Genomic DNA, 17,676 nt, shown 5'->3' with positions numbered 1-17,676 from the left:
TGAGTGGGGGCTGCGCGGCGAACGCGCCGCGCAGCCCACCCCTCACGCCGGATCCTCGACGAGGTCGGCCGGGCCGATCGTGTCCGGCGTCGCATGCCCCGACAGGGCGAGCGTCAGGTCCAGTTCGGCGAGCAGGCAGCGGATGACGTGCTCGACGCCCGACCGGCCGTCGAGGCCGAGGCCGTAGACGTACGGGCGGCCGACGAGGACCGCGCGGGCGCCGAGGGCGAGCGCCTTGAAGATGTCGTCGCCGGTGCGGACGCCGCTGTCGAAGAGGACGGTGAGCCGGTCGCCCACCGCCTCCGCCACGCGGGGGAGCGCGTCGGCCGCCGCGACGGCGCCGGCCACCTGACGGCCGCCGTGGTTGGAGACGACGACACCGTCCATGCCGGCGTCGGCGGCCAGGCGCGCGTCGTCCGGGTGCAGGACGCCCTTGAGGACGATCGGGCCGTCCCAGTTCTCCCGCAGGAACGCCAGGTCCGGCCAGCTCTTGGCCGGGTCGGAGAACATCCCGACGAAGTGCATCACGGCCGCGTCCGGATCCTCGTGCACCGGCTTGGCAAGGCCCGCCTGGAACGCCGGGTCCGAGAAGTAGTTGGCGGTGCCCACACCGTGCAGGAACGGCAGATAGGCCTGGTCGAGATCGCGCGGCCGCCACGACAGCAACGGCGTGTCCAGCGTGACGACCAGCGCGGTGAACCCGGCCGTCTTCGCCCGGTCCAGGAAGCTGCGGGCCACCTCCGGGTCCTTCGGCCAGTACAGCTGGAACCAGCGCTCGGCGTCGCCCATCGCCTCGGCGACCTGCTCCATGGGCGTGCTGGACGCGGACGACAGGATGTACGGCACGCCCTGCGCGGCGGCGGCACGGGCCGCGGCCGGCTCGGCGTCCGGGTGCATGATCGACAGCACACCGACCGGGGCCAGCGCGAGCGGGGCCGGGAGGGCACGGCCCAGTACGTCGACCGACAGATCCCGTTCGTGCACGTCCCGCAGCATGCGCGGCACGATCCGGCGGCGCTGCAGGGCCGCCCGGTTGGCGCGGGCCGTACTGCCGTTGCCCGCGCTGCCCGCCACATAACCGACCGGGCCGGGCCCGAGCCGCTGCTCGGTGAGCTCCTCCAGCCGGGTCAGATCGGTGGGCAGCCGCGGTACGGTGCCCGTCATCCCGTTCAGATAGATCTCGTACTGGAAGTCCGCCCAGTGCTTGCCCACCGTACGCCCCGCCTCTCGTCGTCGCCTCGTCGAGACCGTGCCGTACGGGCGACGATACCGAGCGGTATGCGGTCCGGCGGATCAGGGGCGGGGCGATCTGCTCGTCCGTCAGTCCCGCCCCGCGCCGTCCTGCGGGCCGAGCGGCGGCCAGTACCCGACGTGGCCGAGGGGTCCGACAACGCCTCCCGGACGCGGGGCTGTCGGTTCTGTGTCACTCCTTGTCGTCCGCGCCGGAGGTGTGGTCCGGCTCGGCGTCCGGACCCTGGGCCCGGACGCGCTGCACGTGTTCGAGCGAGTCGCGCAACTCGGCGAGCCAGTCGTCCGTGTGACGCTGCACCAGGCGCACGCACCAGGCCAGCGCTTCGCTGCGGCTGCGGGCGACGCCGCCGGCGATCAGGGTGTCGAGGACCTGGCGTTCCGGCTGGCGCAGCCGCGTCATGACCGGCGCGGCCACGTGTGTGAAGAGCGTCCGCCGTCCGCCGCACTCCACACCCCAGGACACCTTGCGGCCGAACCGGTGCTCGGCCTCCCGGGCCACGGCCATCCTGTCCTCGCGGGTGCGCTCCCGGAACTCCTGCGCCCGGCTCTCCAGTGCCGCGTCCCGTTCGGTGGCCGGGGCGTCCTCGGCCAGCCGCGGTGCGGGGATGCGGCCGATGACGGTGATCTCCTCGCGGTCGACCGTGATCTCGGTCAGCTCCTCGAAGAGGTCATCGGGCAGGCGGCCGGCGAACCAGCCGCGGAGCTTCTCTCTCTGCTCATTCGTAATCATGTAATGACGATTACTCGACCAGTCCATGAACACAAGGGGTCACGAAGTAGTCGGCCGAGAGCAGAACCGGAATGTTTCAGGCCTATTAACGAACACGCGGAAATCCGCCATCTGGCGGCTTCGCGCCCCCGGGAACCGCGCAGTTACGGGCTTCACCCGCCCGGATTCCGTAACTTCGCGCCACTGATTCAATACGCAATGTTACTGAAACCCGTGGGGTCGATGTGTGTTTCCGCGGCGGACTCGGCAGACTCGCGGTCGCCGCTCCGGGCACCGATCGAGCACGGGACGGCACACCCTGTAATCGATGCGGAAGGATGCACACAATGCGGACCACCGCGCGCTGGGCCATGACCATCGGCATGACGGCCACCGCCGTCTGCGGACCCCTCTCCGGGGCCGCGCTCGCCACTCCGGGTCAGGCCCCCACCGCGCTCTACGCCCCGTCGGCCCTCGTCCTCACGGTGGGCCACGGCGAGAGCGCGATCGCAGCGACTCCGGAACGCGCGGTCACCCTGACCTGTGCCCCGACGGCCGCCGGCACGCACCCGGCGGCCGGGGCGGCCTGCGCGGAACTGCGCGGCGTGGGCGGCGACTTCGACGCCCTGACCGCTCGGGACGGCGTGATGTGCACCAAGCAGTACGACCCCGTCGTCGTCACCGTCGACGGCGTGTGGCAGGGCAAGCGCGTCTCCTACGAGCGCACCTTCTCCAACGACTGCATGAAGAACGCCTACGGGACGGGCGTCTTCTCCTTCTGAGAGGGCTGAACCCACAGACCGGGATCGCGCTGGAACCGTGAAGCGCAGCGGGCCGTGGCTGGGGAGCCGGGCCGTTGTCACGAGGAGTCGCGATCTCGCGCAAGGGGGCCGGCGGGCGGAGTGGGGCCGCCCGCCGGCCTCTGGGCGACTCGCCGCTGGCGAGAAGGTCAGCGGCCCGGCCGCCGACCGTTACCGTGCCGCGGTTGCCGAGTTCTCCGACCGCTACGCCGGGACCTACCTCGGACGACGCGAACTGCGCGCGCTGGTCGCCAACCCCCGCCTGCAGGTCTACGAGGAACCCAAGGCATTCCTGACCTGCAACCACGATGCGTTCACCGCGCTGTGCAACCCCGACCGCGACCGGGCGCGCGACGGCGGCCGCAGCACCGCCGACCACTCCCGCTGCCACCCGGCGTGCGCGAACATCAGCCGCACCGACAGCCAGATCACCGCCCTGCGCACCGAGGTCGCGCGGATCGACGCAGACTCCGGCGCCGGCCTCAACCCCTACCCCATCGCCGCCCGCGAACAGCAGCGCAAGACCCACCTCACCGCCATCATCCGCCGCCACGACGCCCAGCAGCTGGCCGACACCGAACCCACGGAGCGACGATGAACACCCCGGCCGAGGCCCCGCCCGTCGCGCGCAACGGCGCGGCGCTGGCACAGCTCGTCGGCGAGGCGCTCACCCACGCCCAGGGCCACACCGACACCGAGGACGCCGCGGAGATCCGAGCCATCACCGATGCCGTGGTGCGCCTGTTGATCGACACCCCGCTGCACTCCGACGGCAAGCTGACCATCGTCTCCCTGGCCACCGAAGCCGGCCTGCGCCGCAACAAGCTCACCCACAAGCACACCGGCCTCAAGGACCTGTTCTACGCCCTGGTCAAGGCTCGCGCCCCCGTCCCCGAAGCGCTGCCCGACTCGGCGCGGGCCCGCGCGGCCAAGCAACGAGAGGACCTGGCCCGCGTCCGCGCCGAACGCGACGATCTGCGCGGGCAGACCCAGCTCCTGGCCCGGATCGTCCACGTCCTGGAGATCGAGAACAGCAAGCTCAGAAAGACCAACGCGGCCCTGGAACAGCAGGTGGCCGCCGAGTCCTCCGTGCCCGACCTCGCTCGCATCGCCGGCATCGGCTGTGCCCCGCCGACGAGCTCGTCTTGGTCGAAGACGGAAGCGCGCGAGTTCGTGTATTCCCGAGCGGAAGCCCACATGAACCCGCGCGCGGAGTCCAAGACCGCAGGGCTTCGAGTACGGGTTCTCAATGGACGTCAGCCACACTCAGCCGGGGCCGACGTTTCTGAATCTTGACGCGCAGGGGCGTGACCGACGCGGTCTGTGGTTCGTTGCCCTTTCGACTGCTAGACCCAGCGAGCGCCGGCTGTTGCCTTGCGCCAATTCTCGAACTAAGCGGGGTTTCTCGTGCCTTCGTGGCGGCGATGTCTAGATGCGGCGCACATCGAGGGGCCGCAGCTGCGCACCGACTACGTGAGGGCGGCGCGGTTCTTGGTGCGCACGGAGGCGGCGGCGTATGCGGCCATGCGCGTGCTGGCCCCAGCGGAGCTCCAGCCTCACCTTCTCGCCGGTTTCGCGTTCGCCTCATTCACCGACGATGTCTGCGATCAAGGGGCTCCGGAGGAACGGGCACGGCGCTTCGGTGAATGGGCCGGCCAGGTACGGGCGGGGCTGGACACCGGCCGCGCGAAACATCCGCTGCTGCGTGCCTTCCTGCACTCCTCTGAGGCGTGCGGTCTGCCACAGCGCTGGGTGGATGCCTACCTGATGGGCACGCAGATCGATTTCGACTTTCCCGGTTTCACCACCGAGGCCGACTACCAGGCTTACGTTGACCAGCTCTCGTGGCCGATCATGATGCTTTCCTGCGGCCTGGGGCTGCCCGGCGGTGGGGACGAGCGGTTCGCGGACTCCTGCCGTCTGCTCGCTGACGCCATTCAGCGCACCGACTTCCTTACCGATCTGGCGGAGGACCTCAAGGGCGGGCATCTCTATCTGCCGACCGATGACTTGGCGCGGCACGGGGTGACGCGAGCTGACCTTGAATCGGGCCGGGACACTCCCGGCGTCGTGGCTCTCATCTCGGCGACCGCTGAGGCTGCCCGGGTCACGCTTGGGGAGGCGGATCGGATCGTCGAGGAACTGCCCGACAGCCACCGGCCGCTGGTCCGTTGTGTGCTTCGTCTGCATCACCTGCGTCTGCAGACGATCACGGATATGGGAGCCGCTGTCACACGGCGCCCCGTACGGGACAAGCCGGTGGGCTGTCTGCGTCTGCTGATCCAGGAACGTCCTCCGCGCTCCGCTTCCCAGCGAGCCGGGCGGCGTAGCGCCGCCGCGCGCGCCGATCAGCCTCCGGCGTGAAGCATCTGGCCGGTGCGGGCGCCACCGCCGCTTACGGACGAGATGGCTGTTCGCCTTGTGGCGTGCCCTGAACGGCCGATCACCAGTTAGCTCTCGAGAAGATCGTTTGCCGAGTGTCTCGGTGCGGGCCGTGGTGAACCTCGCCAGGGCAGGGCGGTTCACCTAACCGCGACCTTGCCACCGTCCCGCATGAGCGAGGAAGAGTTGGTCATGTCTGTTAAAACTACGCCGGATGTCGTGGGCCGGTCACGCGAGGTTCCAGGCACGCTGCCGGCGGTGTGCGCGGCCCCGGCTATTGCGGCTGAGGTGCTGCCGCGCCATGTCGCGCTGGTCCTGGACGGCAACGGCCGCTGGGGTGTGCAGCGTGGCCGTGCTCGTGCCGCAGGGCACCAGGCGGGCCAGCACCGCATCTTCGAGACGGTCGACGCCGCACTCGACCTCGGCATTCCCTACTTGAGCATCTTCGTCTTCTCCACAGAGAACTGGAAACGCGAAGCGGACGAAGTCCAGGCAATCCTGTGCTTGGTGGAGAACTTCATCCACGAACGGCTGCAGGGCTTCATCGACCGCGGCGTGCGGGTGCACCGGCGGGGCCGGCCCGACCGCCTGCCGCCCTCATTGCTCCAGGCTTTCACGCACGCGGAGCAGGCCACCGCACACGGCACCGCCCTGACCTACACCGCGTGCGTCGACTATGGCGGCCAGGCCGAGATCGCCGATGCTGCCCGCCTCATCGCCCAGCAGGCCCGGGACGGCTTGCTCGACGCGGACGCCGTCGATGAAGCGACTCTCAACCGGTTCCTGGACAGCAACGCCCTGCCCCCGGTCGATCTGTTCATCCGGCCCGGCGGCGAACAGCGGCTGTCCAACTTCCTGCTGTGGCACAGCGCCTACGCCGAACTGATCTTCCCGCGCCAGATGTGGCCGGACTTCACCCGTCAGGACTTCTTCCAGGCCATCGAGACCTACGCGGCCCGGGCCCGGCGATTCGGCACCGCATGACGCGCCCGGCCGCAATCCGGTCAGGGGCCACGGACAAGAACAGAAATGAGGGCTGAGCACTGATGCGGGACGACGGGCCCGTGCTGCGCATGCGCGGCGTATACAAGGGCTACCGGCGCCACTCGGTGCTGCGCGGCGTGACGCTGGACGTCCGGCCCGGGCAGCTGGTGGGGATCGTCGGCGAGAACGGGGCCGGCAAGAGCACCCTGCTGCGGGTCCTGGTGGGCGACCTTGCCTCCGACAGCGGCATGGTGGAGTGCCGGGGCGTCATGGGCCACTGTCCCCAGGCCAGCGTGCTCCACGACGCCTTCACCATCGAGCAGCACCTGCGCCTGTTCCAGGTCGCCTACGACCTCACCAGCCTGACGCGGGCCTACGAACTGCTCGACCTCCTTCAGTGCAGCCAGTACCGCCACGCACGCCTGGACACGCTCAGCGGCGGCACCCGGCAAAAACTCAACCTCGTCCTGGCCCTGATGCACGACCCAGCCGTGCTGCTCCTGGACGAGCCCTACCAGGGCTTCGACTGGGACACCTACCTGCGCTTTTGGGAACTGGCCCAAGACCTGCGCGACCGGGGCTGCGCCGTCATCGTCGTCTCCCACCTGGCCTACGACGCCACCCGCCTGGACACCCTGTACCGGCTGCAGGACGGAACCCTCACGGCCGCAACCACCCGGGTACCGGACACGTGCGAGGTGATCTCGTGAAAAGGGCGTGGACCTCCTTCGGTACGGCGCTGCGTTTCGCGCTGCTGGAGCAGGCACGCAACCGGCTCGCTCTGGTGATCGTCGTCATCTTCATCCCGGTGTGGACCTCGCTGGCCTTCGAAGTGGTGGCCCGGACCCCGCTGCGATTCTTCATCCGCCTGGCGAACCGCACGGTGATCATGGACGGCAACGCCCTGGCACAGATCACCGGAGCCCTTCAGGCCATCGCGCTGATCGTCGGTTTCATGATGTTCGTCGCCACCGCGCGTTCCGCCCTCTTCGACCGGCGCCTGGCTCTGGCCGGCTATCCCCGCCTGTGCCTGGCGCTCGCCAAGTTCGCCACGCTCGTCCTGGTCGCCGCAATCGTCGCCGTCTACACCACCGCGTGGATGCAGATCTTCTGGCAGCCACAACAGCTGCCTCTCCTGGCAGCCGGACTCTTCATCGGGGCCCTCGTCTATGGCGGCATCGGCATCCTGCTCGCGGCCGTCCTCCGTAGCGAGCTGGCCGGCATGTTCCTCGTCATCATGATCAGCTTCATCGACCTGATCCTCCAGGCCCCCTTCATGAACCCGGACGCGGACAGTGCCCTGCTGCGCTACCTTCCGGCCTACGGGGCGATGCAGACTTCCGTCACCGCCGCCACTCTGGACCTCGTGCCCCGCGCCTACCTCGCTCTGGGTTTCTGCTGGGCTCTGGCCACAGCCTCAGTGGGCATGACGGCGTTCGCGCTACGCACCAGCACCCGCCGCCTCACCACAGGCCCGAAGCCAGCAGGCGGGGAAGGTGCCTCGTGCAGAGGATCGTCTTTTGACCAGGCATCGACGTAGAGGGGTGGCGGGAATGACCGCTGGTGGTCTTGCAGTGCACGGTTTCCCGTCGGACCGGGCACCGGTCTTCTCGGGTCTCGCTGTGGAGAGTGAACGCTGGTCGTTCGAGGCGTTATTGGCCGACGGACGAGGGCAGGAGATCACGGTCGGCATGTCGTTCGTGCGCGGGTGGGCGGGAGCGGACGATGGCCGGGCATGGCCTTGGCACACGTTGGGCTGCACTCTCAGGGCCCCTGCCTCCAAGGCCCGGGTGGCCCGGTACTGGATGGACACCCGGGCCGTGACGGCAATCCGTAGGGCGGTGGCGGCTGACACGGTGATGGACCGGCGCATCCGGGATGCCCTGGCAGAGGCGTTGGCCGACGGCACTCCTGTTGCGCCCGACCGGCTGCTGCCAGGGCCTGTCTCGATCGGTGCCGACGGGCTGGACGCCGACTTCGGCGGTGTCGGCGTGTTCCACGCGGATGCGCACGGCGCCTATCGCCTCACCTGGTCCGACGAGCGCGGCGCGGGCGCCCAGTTGTGCTTCCTTACCAGCAAGCCCTGGATGCAGCGGGAGACAGCCGTAGGTGGCTCTCACGACTACGTCCTGCCCCGGTGCGTGGTAGACGGCACGCTGATCCTCCCCGGCGGCAGCAGCCCTGTCGCGGTGTCCGGGACAGGCTGGTGCGAGCGGTACGCGGGCCAGGCGCCCAGCCCTGAGGCGAGCTGGGGCCGTCTGGCCGTGACGCTGGACAACGGGTGGGACGTCTCCGTCAGACACGGCCTGAGCGCCGTGCGCGTGATCGCATCGGGGCCGGACGGAGCCGCGGCTGCTGGCGCCGGGGCCGGGGCCGGGGTGAGCGAAGGCGCGCCGTGGACGTCTCCCTCCTCTTTGACCACCCACCCCTCCCGCTGGGATGTACGGCTGCCCGGGCTCAGTGCCCAGCTGCAGGTGATCGTCGGCACTGCTGAGCGCGAGGTGCTGACCATGGCATCGGGGCGGCAGGGGCATCTATGGGCGACAGCACAGGTGAGCGGCACGATGGCAGGCCGGCCGGTTGCCGGACATGCCTGGGCCGAAGCGGTCCCCAAGCGCCAGCATTGCGCTCTTGAGGACTACATCGGTCAGCTTCGCGACGCGACCCGGCGCGAGATGGCCCGCCTCTACCCCGACCGGCCCAGCACATCGGCGACAGCTTCGCTGATGGGTGGATGTGACGTCTCGCTGGAGGGGATCCCCGATGACGTGATCCACCAGACCATGATTCAGCCCATCCGCCACCTGACGGACGCCGACGGAAAGGGCTGGCGGGCCTACGTGTGCCGCGCCGCCATGGAGATGCTGGGGGTCTCCAGCGCCCCCTACACCGCGTTGCTGGCCGCTGTGGAGGTCATTCACAGTGCGAACCTCGCCATCGACGACGTCCAGGATGGCTCAACGCATCGCCGGGGCGTGCCGGCCGTCCACACCGTCTTCGGGACGGCCACGACGATCAACGCCGCGACGGCCGCCTACTTCGCCCTCGACCGGGTAGCGCAGGAGGTTCTGCCCGACGACGACGCGCTGCGTCTGCGTTTCTACCGCACCTATGTCGGCATGCTGCGTGCCACGCACGGCGGGCAGGCCATCGACCTGCACGGACACACCGCTGCGATGGACCAGGCACTGGTGACGGGCGATCCCGCCCAGATTCTCGCCCGGATCCGGGCCGGCCATCGCTTCAAAGCAGGTCTGCCTGCCCGTGCCTTCGCCGAAATGGGGGCGCTGATCGCCCGAGCAGACGAGGAGCAGACAGCGGCAATCGGCCGCTACTTCGAGGCGGTCGGCACCGCATATCAGTACACCGATGACGTGCTCGATCTTCTTGGCGCCACCACAACAACGCGCCGCAGTCACAAGCACACCGGCGAAGACCTGAAGGCGGGCAAGGTCACCCTGCCGCTGGCACACGCAGTAGCCCTGATGCCGGACGACCGGCTGGCAACAGTATGGAAAGCCGTGCGTGAGGGCAACGCCTGCCCGGACAGCGTGCGCGAGGCCGCCGCCGCGATCGTCGAATGCGGTGCGGTCCAAGCGTGCTACGCAGAGGCGAAGACACTCGTCGAGGATGCCTGGCGGCAACTCGACCCGCTGATCCCAGCTTCCATGACCAAAGTGGTCGTGCGGGCACTGGGAACTCACGTGGCCCTGCGGGAATGAAGGCTTCCTACGGGCCGGTCCACCACCAGCTCGGGTCCCACCACGCGATCCGCCAGCACCCACCGCTCGATGACAAAGTTGACACTGAGTGTCACTTCGTCCGTGGGTGCCACCTTACGAAGAAATTGAAGTCCGGACTGCGTGAACGCACGCCACTGGGGGTGCAGCGTGAGATCACGGGAGGCTGCCAACCCCCTCTTCGGCGCGCGCGGCTCTGAGGCGACGACGATGGATGGTTCGCCTCACTGGGTCGCCTGCGCGCGAACGGTACGAGTCAGTCCATGCTCAGCCACGATTCGTAGAGGCTCGAGGTCGGGCAGCGGCAGGGTCAGCACGGCAGCCCTGACCGACGTGACGGAAAGAGTGCCGTCGACCGTTCCACCGCTGGCACCACTCGGAGGCTGTGGGGATCTCGGCCAAGACGTCGAACGGAAGGGTGTCTTGGAGCGTAGCCATCAGCCGCGAGCCCGTCGCCCTGGTAGCGTCGTCAGCAGCGCGGCAACACGCGAGACTGTCCGCAGAAGCGGTGGTTGCCCGGGTGCGGCTGGCGCCGGGCGCCGATCTGGACGAGGGCCTGATCCAGCCAATGCCTCAGCGCCTCACCGGGTCCCGGGGGCGGCGGTGGCGCCCCCATCTCCTCAAGGCGCCGTGCGACGCCGGCTGCCCCCGATTCCTGGCGCAGCAGCTTGGACCGCGCCCGTGCTGTGAACGTGCTGCCGTCCGGGAGCACGGTGAGCGTGCGGGCCGTCCCCAAGCCCGTGTACGTCGCGGACAGCGCCTGATACACGATGCCCAGGTGGCCTCTGGTCTGGATGACGCGGCCGTGCTCGGTGCGCCGCCATCGTGGGACGGGATCGCTGAACATGACCGCGCCGCGCAGTCCGGCGTTCGCGGCGGACCTCAGCGCGGCCGAGGTGAAGAAGCTCTCGCCGTTGCTCGGCACGGACTCGCTGAGGACGAGACGACCTCGGCACTCTGCCGGTAGGGGAGTTTCTGCGCATCGAGAGTGGCCATCGTCGCAGGTGAGCACTCCACGACCAGTGAGTCGATGCATCGCCTGGTTGTGTCGCCGAAACCTACCTTGATCGCGTGTTGTCGCAGCTTGACCAGCGCTGCCTGAAAGCCTCCCGGAGCAGGAATATTGGGGGCGCCGTCCTAGGCTGACGGTGGCCCGGTTGATCCGGGACGTGCTCGGAGGAGGGAGAGGCGGTGCGCGACGGCGACCAGGGGTTGGCGAGGGCTCAGCAGGAGCACTGGGAGGAGACCTATGGTGCTCACCCAGGGATGTACGGCGACGAGCCGTCGGAGCCGGCGGTCCGGGCGGCCGAGGTGTTCGGTGCGGCCGGTGCGGTTCAGGTCCTGGAGCTGGGTGCCGGCCACGGGCGGGATGCGCTGTTCTTCGCCCGCTCGGGGTTCTCGGTGTTGGCCACCGACTTCAGCCCGGTGGGTCTGGAGCAAGTGCGCGAGCGGGCTTTCGCCGAGGGCCTCGCCGAGCGGGTGAGCACCGCGGTGCACGACGTGCGCGAGCCGCTGCCGCTCGCGGACAGCTCGGTGGACGCGGTGTTCGCGCACATGCTGCTGTGCATGGCCCTGTCCACCGAGGAGCTGCGCGCCCTGGTCCGCGAGGTGCGGCGGGCGCTCCGGCCGGGCGGCACCTTCGTCTACACCGTCCGGCACACCGGCGACGCCCACTTCGGCGCGGGAGTTGGGCACGGTGACGACATCTGGGAGCACGGCGGCTTCGCCGTCCACTTCTTCTCCCGCGACCTGGTCGACGAGCTCGCCGACGGCTGGACCCTGGCGGAGGTCCACCCGTTCGAGGAGGGCGGTCTTCCCCGCCGCCTGTGGGGCGTGACCCAGTCCCTGCCTCGGTGACCGGCATCCCGGAGCCCGGGCCCGACGTGCCCGACGGGCCCGACGTGCTGGTCGACGGAACCGGCCTGCTCTGCTTCACCCTCCTGCTGCGGCTGCGCAGGGAGATCGACGGCCGACCGGCGGGCACCGTCGTCCACGTGATCGCCACCGACCCGGCCGCCCCGCTCGACCTGCCCGCCTGGTGCCACCTCACCGGCCACGCCTACCTCGGCCCCGTCCCCGACCCGGACGGCAGGGACGTGTACGGGCTGCGGCTGGCGGCCGTCGTGCGGGCGACTCGGCCCGGGGCGCCCTGGCACACCGCCACGACCTGACCCGGCCGAAGCGGTCCCGGTCCGAGACCGGTCAGCTGATGGCCTGGGCCGCGTAGAGGGCGCCGACGGCGATGGCGAGGGTGCCGAGCACCAGTCGCAGTGCCGTTTCGGGCAGGTGCGGCTGGAGGCGGGCGCCGAGGTAGCCGCCGAGCAGGCCGCCCAGCCCGCAGGCCGTGCCGAGGGCCCAGTCGGGGGCGACCTCCCCGGGGCTGACCAGCGCGAGCGCGGTGTAGGTGGCAGCTCCGGCCAGGGAGGTCACGAAGGTCGCCGCCAGCGCGGCCGGGGCGACCTCGGCCACCGGCCGGCCCCGGCCGACCAGGACCGGCCCGATCAGCGAGCCACCGCCGATCCCGTAATCGATGTCCTAGCGGCCACAGCCGATCGAAAGTCACATGATCGACCCGACAAAGTCCTAAGCAACTGCCCAGAACCAAGGGTGGAGTCGTGAGATCAGCGGGGCCGACTGGCGGCACTCGCGAAAGCTTCCCATTCACTCCGGAGCACCTTCTCAAAGGTGCTCTCCATCAGGCCCCCGACGCCGAAGACTCGCATCTCCAGGGCGACATCGATGGTCATCTCGCACCCGCCACCGTCGACCGACTCGATCCGAACAGTTGCCTCCTCATCCCACTTGTCGGCGAGCGTGGAAGGGATACGCCGCCACGTGCCCGTGCGGGTCGTCGGAATGAACGTGCCTTCCTCGGTCTGCCGGAACCCCGTCCCGAGCACCTTCGCAATCGGCCCCGGGAGCTCGCGCCGCGGCGTCATCGCCACCTTCCGGACGACCTCTTCACCGGTGCTGCTCTGCTCCTCGACCGACCACTGCGGCCACCCGAGGCCCTCCTGGTAGAACTCCTCGTTGAACCCGCGGTCCAGCAAGAGCCCCCAGACCCGCTCCGGCGTGGCGTTGAAGCTGAAAACCATAGTGAATTTGCCCATGTCGACACGATAGAAGCGGAACCAGCACTCGAACTGGCAAGGGGCAACGAATCCACCCAAACGGGTACACGAACGTCAACGCCACGGTGGCACCGTGCACGAGTGAGGCACGTGCCGCCGCCGGGCCGAGACACCACAGCCCACCTGTCAATCAACGGGGGACTGACCCGGTTGATTCACTCGCTCCTCAGCGTCGATCGGTACGAGTGAGTCCAAGCCGGATCCCGGTGCGCAGAAGGCTCCAGGTGCGGGAAGGCGGCCGTGAGGACCCGGGGGTTCATGGGGCTGGCCAGCACCAGGACACCGACGAGCGGCAGCCCCTCGACCGCGAGCTCGCCGGCGCCCAGCGGCGCCTCCTGGTCGAGGAGTCCGTAGGGGCGGTGAAGGACGGCGGGCCAGCCGGACAGGTAGTGGTGCCGCTGCACGAAGGCCTTCGCGGTGGCCTCCGGGATGGCCGTCACTGCGTAGCGCTGGGCGCGGAACCCGCCCTCGGAGACGTGGCGCCACGTGGGCGTGCCGTAGCGCCATCGCTGGGTGAAGCCGCGGGGGTCCCCGGACTGCATGGCCCGCAGGTCGGCGGGTCGCGGCGTGATGATCGGGGTCATGGGCACCTGCGCTGGGCGTCGGCGATGTGGTCGAGCAGGTCTTGGCGCCACCACAGGGCGTGGCGCATGCAGTTGTTCTCGCGCTGGTGAGACTCACTGCATCCGCGTTCGTGACGTCCGCCGTAGGACCAGGCGGGGCTGTCGGCCGAGACCACGCTCTTGTGTGCGATCTTCAGTCCGGCCTTCTTGAAGCCGAACGCGTGGATGCGGATGCCGGCCTGCGCGAGGTCCGCCAGCAGCATCACGGGCAGGTCCAGGCGCGGGCGGCGGCAGATGCTTCCGACACCGACCAGCGGTTCGTTCGTCAGGTCCACTCCGGCCTTGTCGAACATGTCGACGCACCGAAGTGGCTGGCGGCCGTCCACCCCTGGATCACGGGAATGATCGGCAGGTCGGGTGCGAGCGAGCGCAGTTCGACGAAGTTCGCGACGGTCAGCTCGAGATGCTGCTTCAACGTCTTGCCCGTCTTGCGGAGAACATCCCATTCGCACATCCAGTCCTGCTGGGCAGCGGCATGGAGCTGGCCCACCTCGGGCTTTCCTGCGCCCGGGGCTTTGCCCCCTGTGCCTTCCTGAGCCCGGGGCTTTACCCCCGGTCGCGGTGGCTCGTGTCGCACCACGGGTAGCGGCGGCTGCGGCGGCAGGTGCACAGGGCCACGCGGAAGCGGTCGGAGGTGACGACGGAGCCGTCCTCCAGTTCCACCTCCACCGGGCCTTCCATCAGCAGAGGGCCCTTGCGCTGGACGGTGACGCGGCGCGGCGCGGCGGGCCGTTCAGACGGGGAGTTCGGCACGGACGACCACCAGCTCTTCCTTGTCATCGGCGGCGGGCAGCAGCCCCCGCTCCCGCAGCCAGCGTTCCCGGCCGCGCAACACGGGCCCGAGCGCGATCCGGCGCCGACGGGTCACCGCGGCCTTCAGACCGGCCGTGCGCAACTGCCCGACGGTCAGGTCCGGGCCGCTGAGCGCCGACTGCACGAGCAACAGCACCCCGCCCGGCCGCAGCAGACCGGGCGCCTCCCGGCAGATCCGGTCGACGACCAGGCGCCCGTCGGCGCCCGCGTCCCAGGCCCGGGCCGCGCCTCGCGGCGGCCCGCGATGGCCGTCCGGCGCCGGCACGTACGGCGGGTTGGCCAGGATCATGTCGAAGATCTGTCCGCGCACGGGATCGAAGAGGTTCCCGCGCCGGATGCTGACCGGGAGCCCCGCGAGCCGGGCGTTCAGGCGCGCGGCCCATACGGCGCTCCAGGACACGTCCACGGCGGTCACCCGGTTGCCTCGGCGCGCGGCCTCCAGGGCCAGGGCGCCGCTGCCCGTGCCCACGTCGAGGACTTCCGCGCCAGGCGGCAGAGGCTCGTCATACAGGGCACCGGCCAGCAGCTCGGTGTCCTCCTGCGGGGCGTACACGCCCGGGGGTACCAGTGCAATCACGGACGCCGAGTACCCCGACAATCAGGAGATATGAGCTACTTCCTGGGCAAGCGGCACACACAGTGACGAACGGGAGGCACGCCAGTCGGTGAGCAGCCGGGCGCCGAAGCGTTCCTCGACGAACTCGGTGGCGCCGACGCCGAAGGCGATGTCCGGGGCGAGATACGGCTCGCGCTCCAGCAGTCCGCCGATGACGTCGTGGCGCACCACCTGCTCGTGGACCGCGTCGGCCTCGACGTGCTCGTCGTAGAAGTGTTCGGCGGCGGGCCCCGCGCCGGTGCGGCGCATCGCCTCGGCGAGCCGTCGCGACCCCGGTGACGAGGTGATCTCGACCGTCGCGAAATGACCGACCAGGGCGCCCCTGAGGGCCCGGTGCAGCCCGAAGAGGGACATCATGTTCACGGTGACCAGCGCCTCGGCGGACGCCGCGTCGAGATAGCGGCCGTACGCGGTGTCCAGGCCCAGGTCCGCCATCAGGTCGGCGAACAGGCGGGCGTGGACACGCTCCGCGCGGCCGCCGCCCCACTCGTCGAACTCCACCGCCGCCATCGCCGCCTTGGCCCGGCCCGACAGCCGCGGCAGAACCCAGGCGTGCGGGTCGGCCTCCTTGAGGTGGTACAGGGAGCGCTGGGCCGCGTACTCGCGCACCTGCCACAGCTCGCCCTCGTCACGCAGGAAGTGGCTGACACCGGTGCCCTCGACGGGCTCGACCAGCAACCCGGCCAGTGCCTCGTCCACGCTGTCGTGGACGTGTGCGTCGGTGCGCAGCGCGGACAGGAAGCGGTGCTCCATGGCCGCGCGGACGCGCAGCAGGTCCGGGTCCCACTCGCGCTCCGGGGGAACGTCCGCGAAGCCGCGGTAGTGCAGCTCGTAGCACAGGTACAGGGCGAGCTGGAGGTCGTCGCCGTACACCTCTGCGCGGGCGATCTCCTCAAGGCGGGGCAGGCGGCCCGCGCCCCGGAGATACGCGTCGACAGCCCTGCTCAGCGGGCCGCGCGGGGTGGGCAGTCGTGGTCCTTCGTGCTCCATGCGCGCCGGGTACCCACCCGGCGACCGGGGTCACCCCTCGGGTGGCACCCCTCAGGGGGCGCGATCGACAAGATCGCGGACGGCCCGGGCCGACCGGGCAGGCCGTGGCGGCCGGGCGGGCTGTGGCGACGGGGCGGGCCGTGGCGGCGAATGCGCTCGGCGGGCACGAGCCCCGGCGGTGGCGGGCGCTCGGACCGCCGCCCCGGTGGCCCGGGCCCGCCCGGTTCCCCTCAGTCCCCCTCGGACTCCTCCTGCGCACGCGTGTTGGGGGTGATGGCCTCCCCGGCCTCGCCCCGCTGGCGGCGCTCCTCGGCGGAGTCCCTGGTGCGGTTCTCGGCGTCCTCGACCTCGCGCAGCACCTCTTCGAGTGCCGTCTCGGCCGGCTTGCCGTGCTGGTCCTCGGCGTGGTCGTGGTTCCTGTGCTGGGACACGGGGGTCTCCTTTCCCTGTGCGGTTCGTCCCGTCACGGCGGGGGTGTTCAGTTTCCGGCGCGGGCGATGCGCAGCGGCACCGGATCGGCAGGGGCGGCCTCGTCGCTGCGCAGGGCGACCTCCGCCCACCAGGAGGGGCCGTCCTCGATGTGGCGCAACAGCACGCCCTCGCGGATCGCCCAGGGGCAGACCGTGACGGCCTTGATGCCGGTGAGCTTCAGCGCGGTGTGCCCGACCACCGCTCCCGCCAGGCTCTGGGCGGCGCGGGGGGCGGATATGCCGGGCAGGTGCGCGCGCTCGGCGGCGGGCAGGGCGGCCAGCCGTGCGATCGCCGCCCGCAGGTCGGAGCGGTGCATCTGCCGGTCCACGAACGGGCCGTGGCGTCCGGGCGCCGCACCGCACAGCCGCCCCAGCTGCTGGAAGGTGCGGGAGGTGGCGACCGCGGTGCGCGGGCCCTCCCAGCGGATCCGCGCCGCGACATCCCGCAACTGATGGCGGACCTTGCGGCGCAGGGCCCGAACCCGCTCCGGCGAAGGCGGGTCCTCGTCCGCGAAGAACTCGTGCGTCAGCCGCCGCGCGCCCAGCGGCAGCGACGCCACGAAGTCGGGCAGCCGGCCGCGCCCGAAGGCGACTTCGAGGGTGCCGCCGCCGATGTCGAGCAGGGCGAGCGGTCCCGACCGCCAGCCCATCCAGCGACGGGCCCCGAGGAACGTCAGCTCGGCCTCGACCTCGCCCGGCAGGGTGCACAGCTCGACGCCCGTGCGGGCGCGGACGGTGTGCAGCACCTCGTGCCGGTTCGGCGCGTTGCGCACCACGGCGGTGGCGAAGGCCAGTGGTTCCGTCGCGCCCCACTTGGCGGCGGTCCTGCTCGCCTCGGTCACCGCGTCGACGAGTTGTTCCACGGCCTGCTCCGGGATGGGTCCCCCCGGTGTGACCTGCTCGGACAGCCTCAGTCGCCATTTGGCGGTGTGCACGGGCAGCGGCACCCCGTCCGCCGCGTCCGCGACCACAAGTCTGACCGTGTTCGATCCCACGTCCACCACGCTGATTCGCATGGCCGGTGGGTACCCGTTTCGGGGTCCGCCCAACAAGTCGTAGGCGGCGGACCGGCGAGGATGCGCCACCGGCGGCGGAGGCGAAAGGGCAGAGGGGGAACAGGGCCGGAAGGGAGGGGGAAAGGGCAAAGAGAAGGGCAAAGGGAAAGGG

22 protein-coding genes and 1 pseudogene are annotated in these 17,676 nt (G+C 70.4%); 10 read left to right on the top strand and 13 right to left on the bottom strand.

The window, feature by feature from the left end:
• Positions 1 to 42: 42 nt before the first annotated feature.
• On the bottom strand, positions 43 to 1,212 hold the full coding sequence (locus tag ACZ7EG_RS33515) for a lactate 2-monooxygenase (RefSeq protein WP_471087368.1): 1,170 nt from the start codon (positions 1,210 to 1,212) through the stop codon (positions 43 to 45).
• Positions 1,213 to 1,423: 211 nt separating this feature from the next.
• Positions 1,424 to 1,981 (bottom strand): hypothetical protein, encoded by a 558-nt coding sequence (locus tag ACZ7EG_RS33510; RefSeq protein ID WP_471087365.1) that lies wholly within the window; start codon positions 1,979 to 1,981, stop codon positions 1,424 to 1,426.
• A gap of 326 nt (positions 1,982 to 2,307) precedes the next feature.
• Between ACZ7EG_RS33510 and ACZ7EG_RS33505 the strand changes: the two genes are divergently transcribed.
• The 8 genes from ACZ7EG_RS33505 (at position 2,308) to ACZ7EG_RS33470 (ending at position 9,848) form a co-directional block, all read left to right on the top strand.
• Positions 2,308 to 2,742 carry a protease inhibitor gene (locus tag ACZ7EG_RS33505; protein WP_351632197.1) on the top strand — a complete coding sequence of 145 codons (435 nt, stop codon included), beginning with the start codon at positions 2,308 to 2,310 and terminating at the stop codon, positions 2,740 to 2,742.
• A gap of 37 nt (positions 2,743 to 2,779) precedes the next feature.
• Complete coding sequence (locus ACZ7EG_RS33500) at positions 2,780 to 3,358, top strand: hypothetical protein (protein WP_471087362.1); 579 nt, start codon at positions 2,780 to 2,782, stop codon at positions 3,356 to 3,358.
• The gene (locus ACZ7EG_RS33495; protein ID WP_471087359.1) at positions 3,355 to 4,056 is read left to right on the top strand and encodes a hypothetical protein; all 702 of its coding nucleotides are present in this window, start codon (positions 3,355 to 3,357) and stop codon (positions 4,054 to 4,056) included. Before ACZ7EG_RS33500 ends, ACZ7EG_RS33495 begins: the two co-directional genes overlap by 4 nt.
• Before the next feature lie 198 nt (positions 4,057 to 4,254).
• Positions 4,255 to 5,124 carry a squalene/phytoene synthase family protein gene (locus ACZ7EG_RS33490; RefSeq protein WP_471087797.1) on the top strand — a complete coding sequence of 290 codons (870 nt, stop codon included), beginning with the start codon at positions 4,255 to 4,257 and terminating at the stop codon, positions 5,122 to 5,124.
• 189 nt (positions 5,125 to 5,313) lie between these two features.
• Entirely contained in the window at positions 5,314 to 6,126 is an 813-nt protein-coding gene (uppS, locus tag ACZ7EG_RS33485) for a polyprenyl diphosphate synthase (protein ID WP_471087356.1), read from the top strand.
• A 62-nt stretch (positions 6,127 to 6,188) separates the two neighbouring features.
• Complete coding sequence (locus tag ACZ7EG_RS33480; RefSeq protein ID WP_471087353.1) at positions 6,189 to 6,836, top strand: ATP-binding cassette domain-containing protein; 648 nt, start codon at positions 6,189 to 6,191, stop codon at positions 6,834 to 6,836.
• Entirely contained in the window at positions 6,833 to 7,666 is an 834-nt protein-coding gene (locus tag ACZ7EG_RS33475) for an ABC transporter permease (RefSeq protein ID WP_471087350.1), read from the top strand. Before ACZ7EG_RS33480 ends, ACZ7EG_RS33475 begins: the two co-directional genes overlap by 4 nt.
• A 13-nt stretch (positions 7,667 to 7,679) precedes the next feature.
• Positions 7,680 to 9,848, top strand: coding sequence for a polyprenyl synthetase family protein (locus ACZ7EG_RS33470; protein ID WP_471087347.1), 2,169 nt, complete (start codon positions 7,680 to 7,682; stop codon positions 9,846 to 9,848).
• Positions 9,849 to 10,335: 487 nt separating this feature from the next.
• On the opposite strand, the gene ACZ7EG_RS33465 is transcribed toward ACZ7EG_RS33470, so the two are convergent.
• Complete coding sequence (locus tag ACZ7EG_RS33465) at positions 10,336 to 10,791, bottom strand: hypothetical protein (protein ID WP_471087344.1); 456 nt, start codon at positions 10,789 to 10,791, stop codon at positions 10,336 to 10,338.
• Between the two features lie 266 nt (positions 10,792 to 11,057).
• On the opposite strand from ACZ7EG_RS33465, the gene ACZ7EG_RS33460 reads away from it, so the two are divergent.
• Both ACZ7EG_RS33460 and ACZ7EG_RS33455 read left to right on the top strand, forming a co-directional pair.
• Entirely contained in the window at positions 11,058 to 11,723 is a 666-nt protein-coding gene (locus ACZ7EG_RS33460; protein ID WP_471087341.1) for a class I SAM-dependent methyltransferase, read from the top strand.
• The gene (locus ACZ7EG_RS33455) at positions 11,720 to 12,037 is read left to right on the top strand and encodes a sulfurtransferase TusA family protein (RefSeq protein ID WP_471087338.1); all 318 of its coding nucleotides are present in this window, start codon (positions 11,720 to 11,722) and stop codon (positions 12,035 to 12,037) included. Before ACZ7EG_RS33460 ends, ACZ7EG_RS33455 begins: the two co-directional genes overlap by 4 nt.
• Before the next feature lie 31 nt (positions 12,038 to 12,068).
• On the opposite strand, the pseudogene ACZ7EG_RS33450 reads toward ACZ7EG_RS33455, so the two are convergent.
• The 10 genes and pseudogenes from ACZ7EG_RS33450 to ACZ7EG_RS33405 form a co-directional block, all read right to left on the bottom strand.
• A pseudogene (locus ACZ7EG_RS33450) lies at positions 12,069 to 12,392 on the bottom strand (TSUP family transporter); the annotation flags it as partial.
• 95 nt (positions 12,393 to 12,487) lie between these two features.
• Positions 12,488 to 12,976 carry a DUF2505 family protein gene (locus tag ACZ7EG_RS33445; protein ID WP_471087335.1) on the bottom strand — a complete coding sequence of 163 codons (489 nt, stop codon included), beginning with the start codon at positions 12,974 to 12,976 and terminating at the stop codon, positions 12,488 to 12,490.
• 176 nt (positions 12,977 to 13,152) lie between these two features.
• On the bottom strand, positions 13,153 to 13,581 hold the full coding sequence (locus ACZ7EG_RS33440) for a hypothetical protein (RefSeq protein ID WP_471087332.1): 429 nt from the start codon (positions 13,579 to 13,581) through the stop codon (positions 13,153 to 13,155).
• Positions 13,578 to 13,913 carry a deazapurine DNA modification protein DpdA family protein gene (locus ACZ7EG_RS33435; protein ID WP_471087329.1) on the bottom strand — a complete coding sequence of 112 codons (336 nt, stop codon included), beginning with the start codon at positions 13,911 to 13,913 and terminating at the stop codon, positions 13,578 to 13,580. The genes ACZ7EG_RS33440 and ACZ7EG_RS33435 overlap by 4 nt, the downstream gene beginning before the upstream one ends.
• The gene (locus ACZ7EG_RS33430; protein ID WP_471087327.1) at positions 13,886 to 14,110 is read right to left on the bottom strand and encodes a deazapurine DNA modification protein DpdA family protein; all 225 of its coding nucleotides are present in this window, start codon (positions 14,108 to 14,110) and stop codon (positions 13,886 to 13,888) included. Before ACZ7EG_RS33430 ends, ACZ7EG_RS33435 begins: the two co-directional genes overlap by 28 nt.
• A 56-nt stretch (positions 14,111 to 14,166) precedes the next feature.
• On the bottom strand, positions 14,167 to 14,373 hold the full coding sequence (locus ACZ7EG_RS33425; protein ID WP_471087324.1) for a CDGSH iron-sulfur domain-containing protein: 207 nt from the start codon (positions 14,371 to 14,373) through the stop codon (positions 14,167 to 14,169).
• Positions 14,354 to 15,010, bottom strand: coding sequence for a HemK2/MTQ2 family protein methyltransferase (locus ACZ7EG_RS33420; RefSeq protein ID WP_471087321.1), 657 nt, complete (start codon positions 15,008 to 15,010; stop codon positions 14,354 to 14,356). The genes ACZ7EG_RS33425 and ACZ7EG_RS33420 overlap by 20 nt, the downstream gene beginning before the upstream one ends.
• A 21-nt stretch (positions 15,011 to 15,031) precedes the next feature.
• Complete coding sequence (locus ACZ7EG_RS33415) at positions 15,032 to 16,039, bottom strand: iron-containing redox enzyme family protein (protein WP_471087318.1); 1,008 nt, start codon at positions 16,037 to 16,039, stop codon at positions 15,032 to 15,034.
• A 230-nt stretch (positions 16,040 to 16,269) separates the two neighbouring features.
• The gene (locus tag ACZ7EG_RS33410; RefSeq protein ID WP_471087315.1) at positions 16,270 to 16,470 is read right to left on the bottom strand and encodes a hypothetical protein; all 201 of its coding nucleotides are present in this window, start codon (positions 16,468 to 16,470) and stop codon (positions 16,270 to 16,272) included.
• Positions 16,471 to 16,517: 47 nt separating this feature from the next.
• Positions 16,518 to 17,525 (bottom strand): Ppx/GppA family phosphatase, encoded by a 1,008-nt coding sequence (locus ACZ7EG_RS33405; protein WP_471087313.1) that lies wholly within the window; start codon positions 17,523 to 17,525, stop codon positions 16,518 to 16,520.
• Positions 17,526 to 17,676 lie beyond the last annotated feature (151 nt).

This window comes from Streptomyces sp. NPDC037100, from assembly GCF_055606225.1.
Note: the sequence above shows the minus strand (reverse complement) of the source record. Positions and strands in the feature narration are given on the sequence as shown.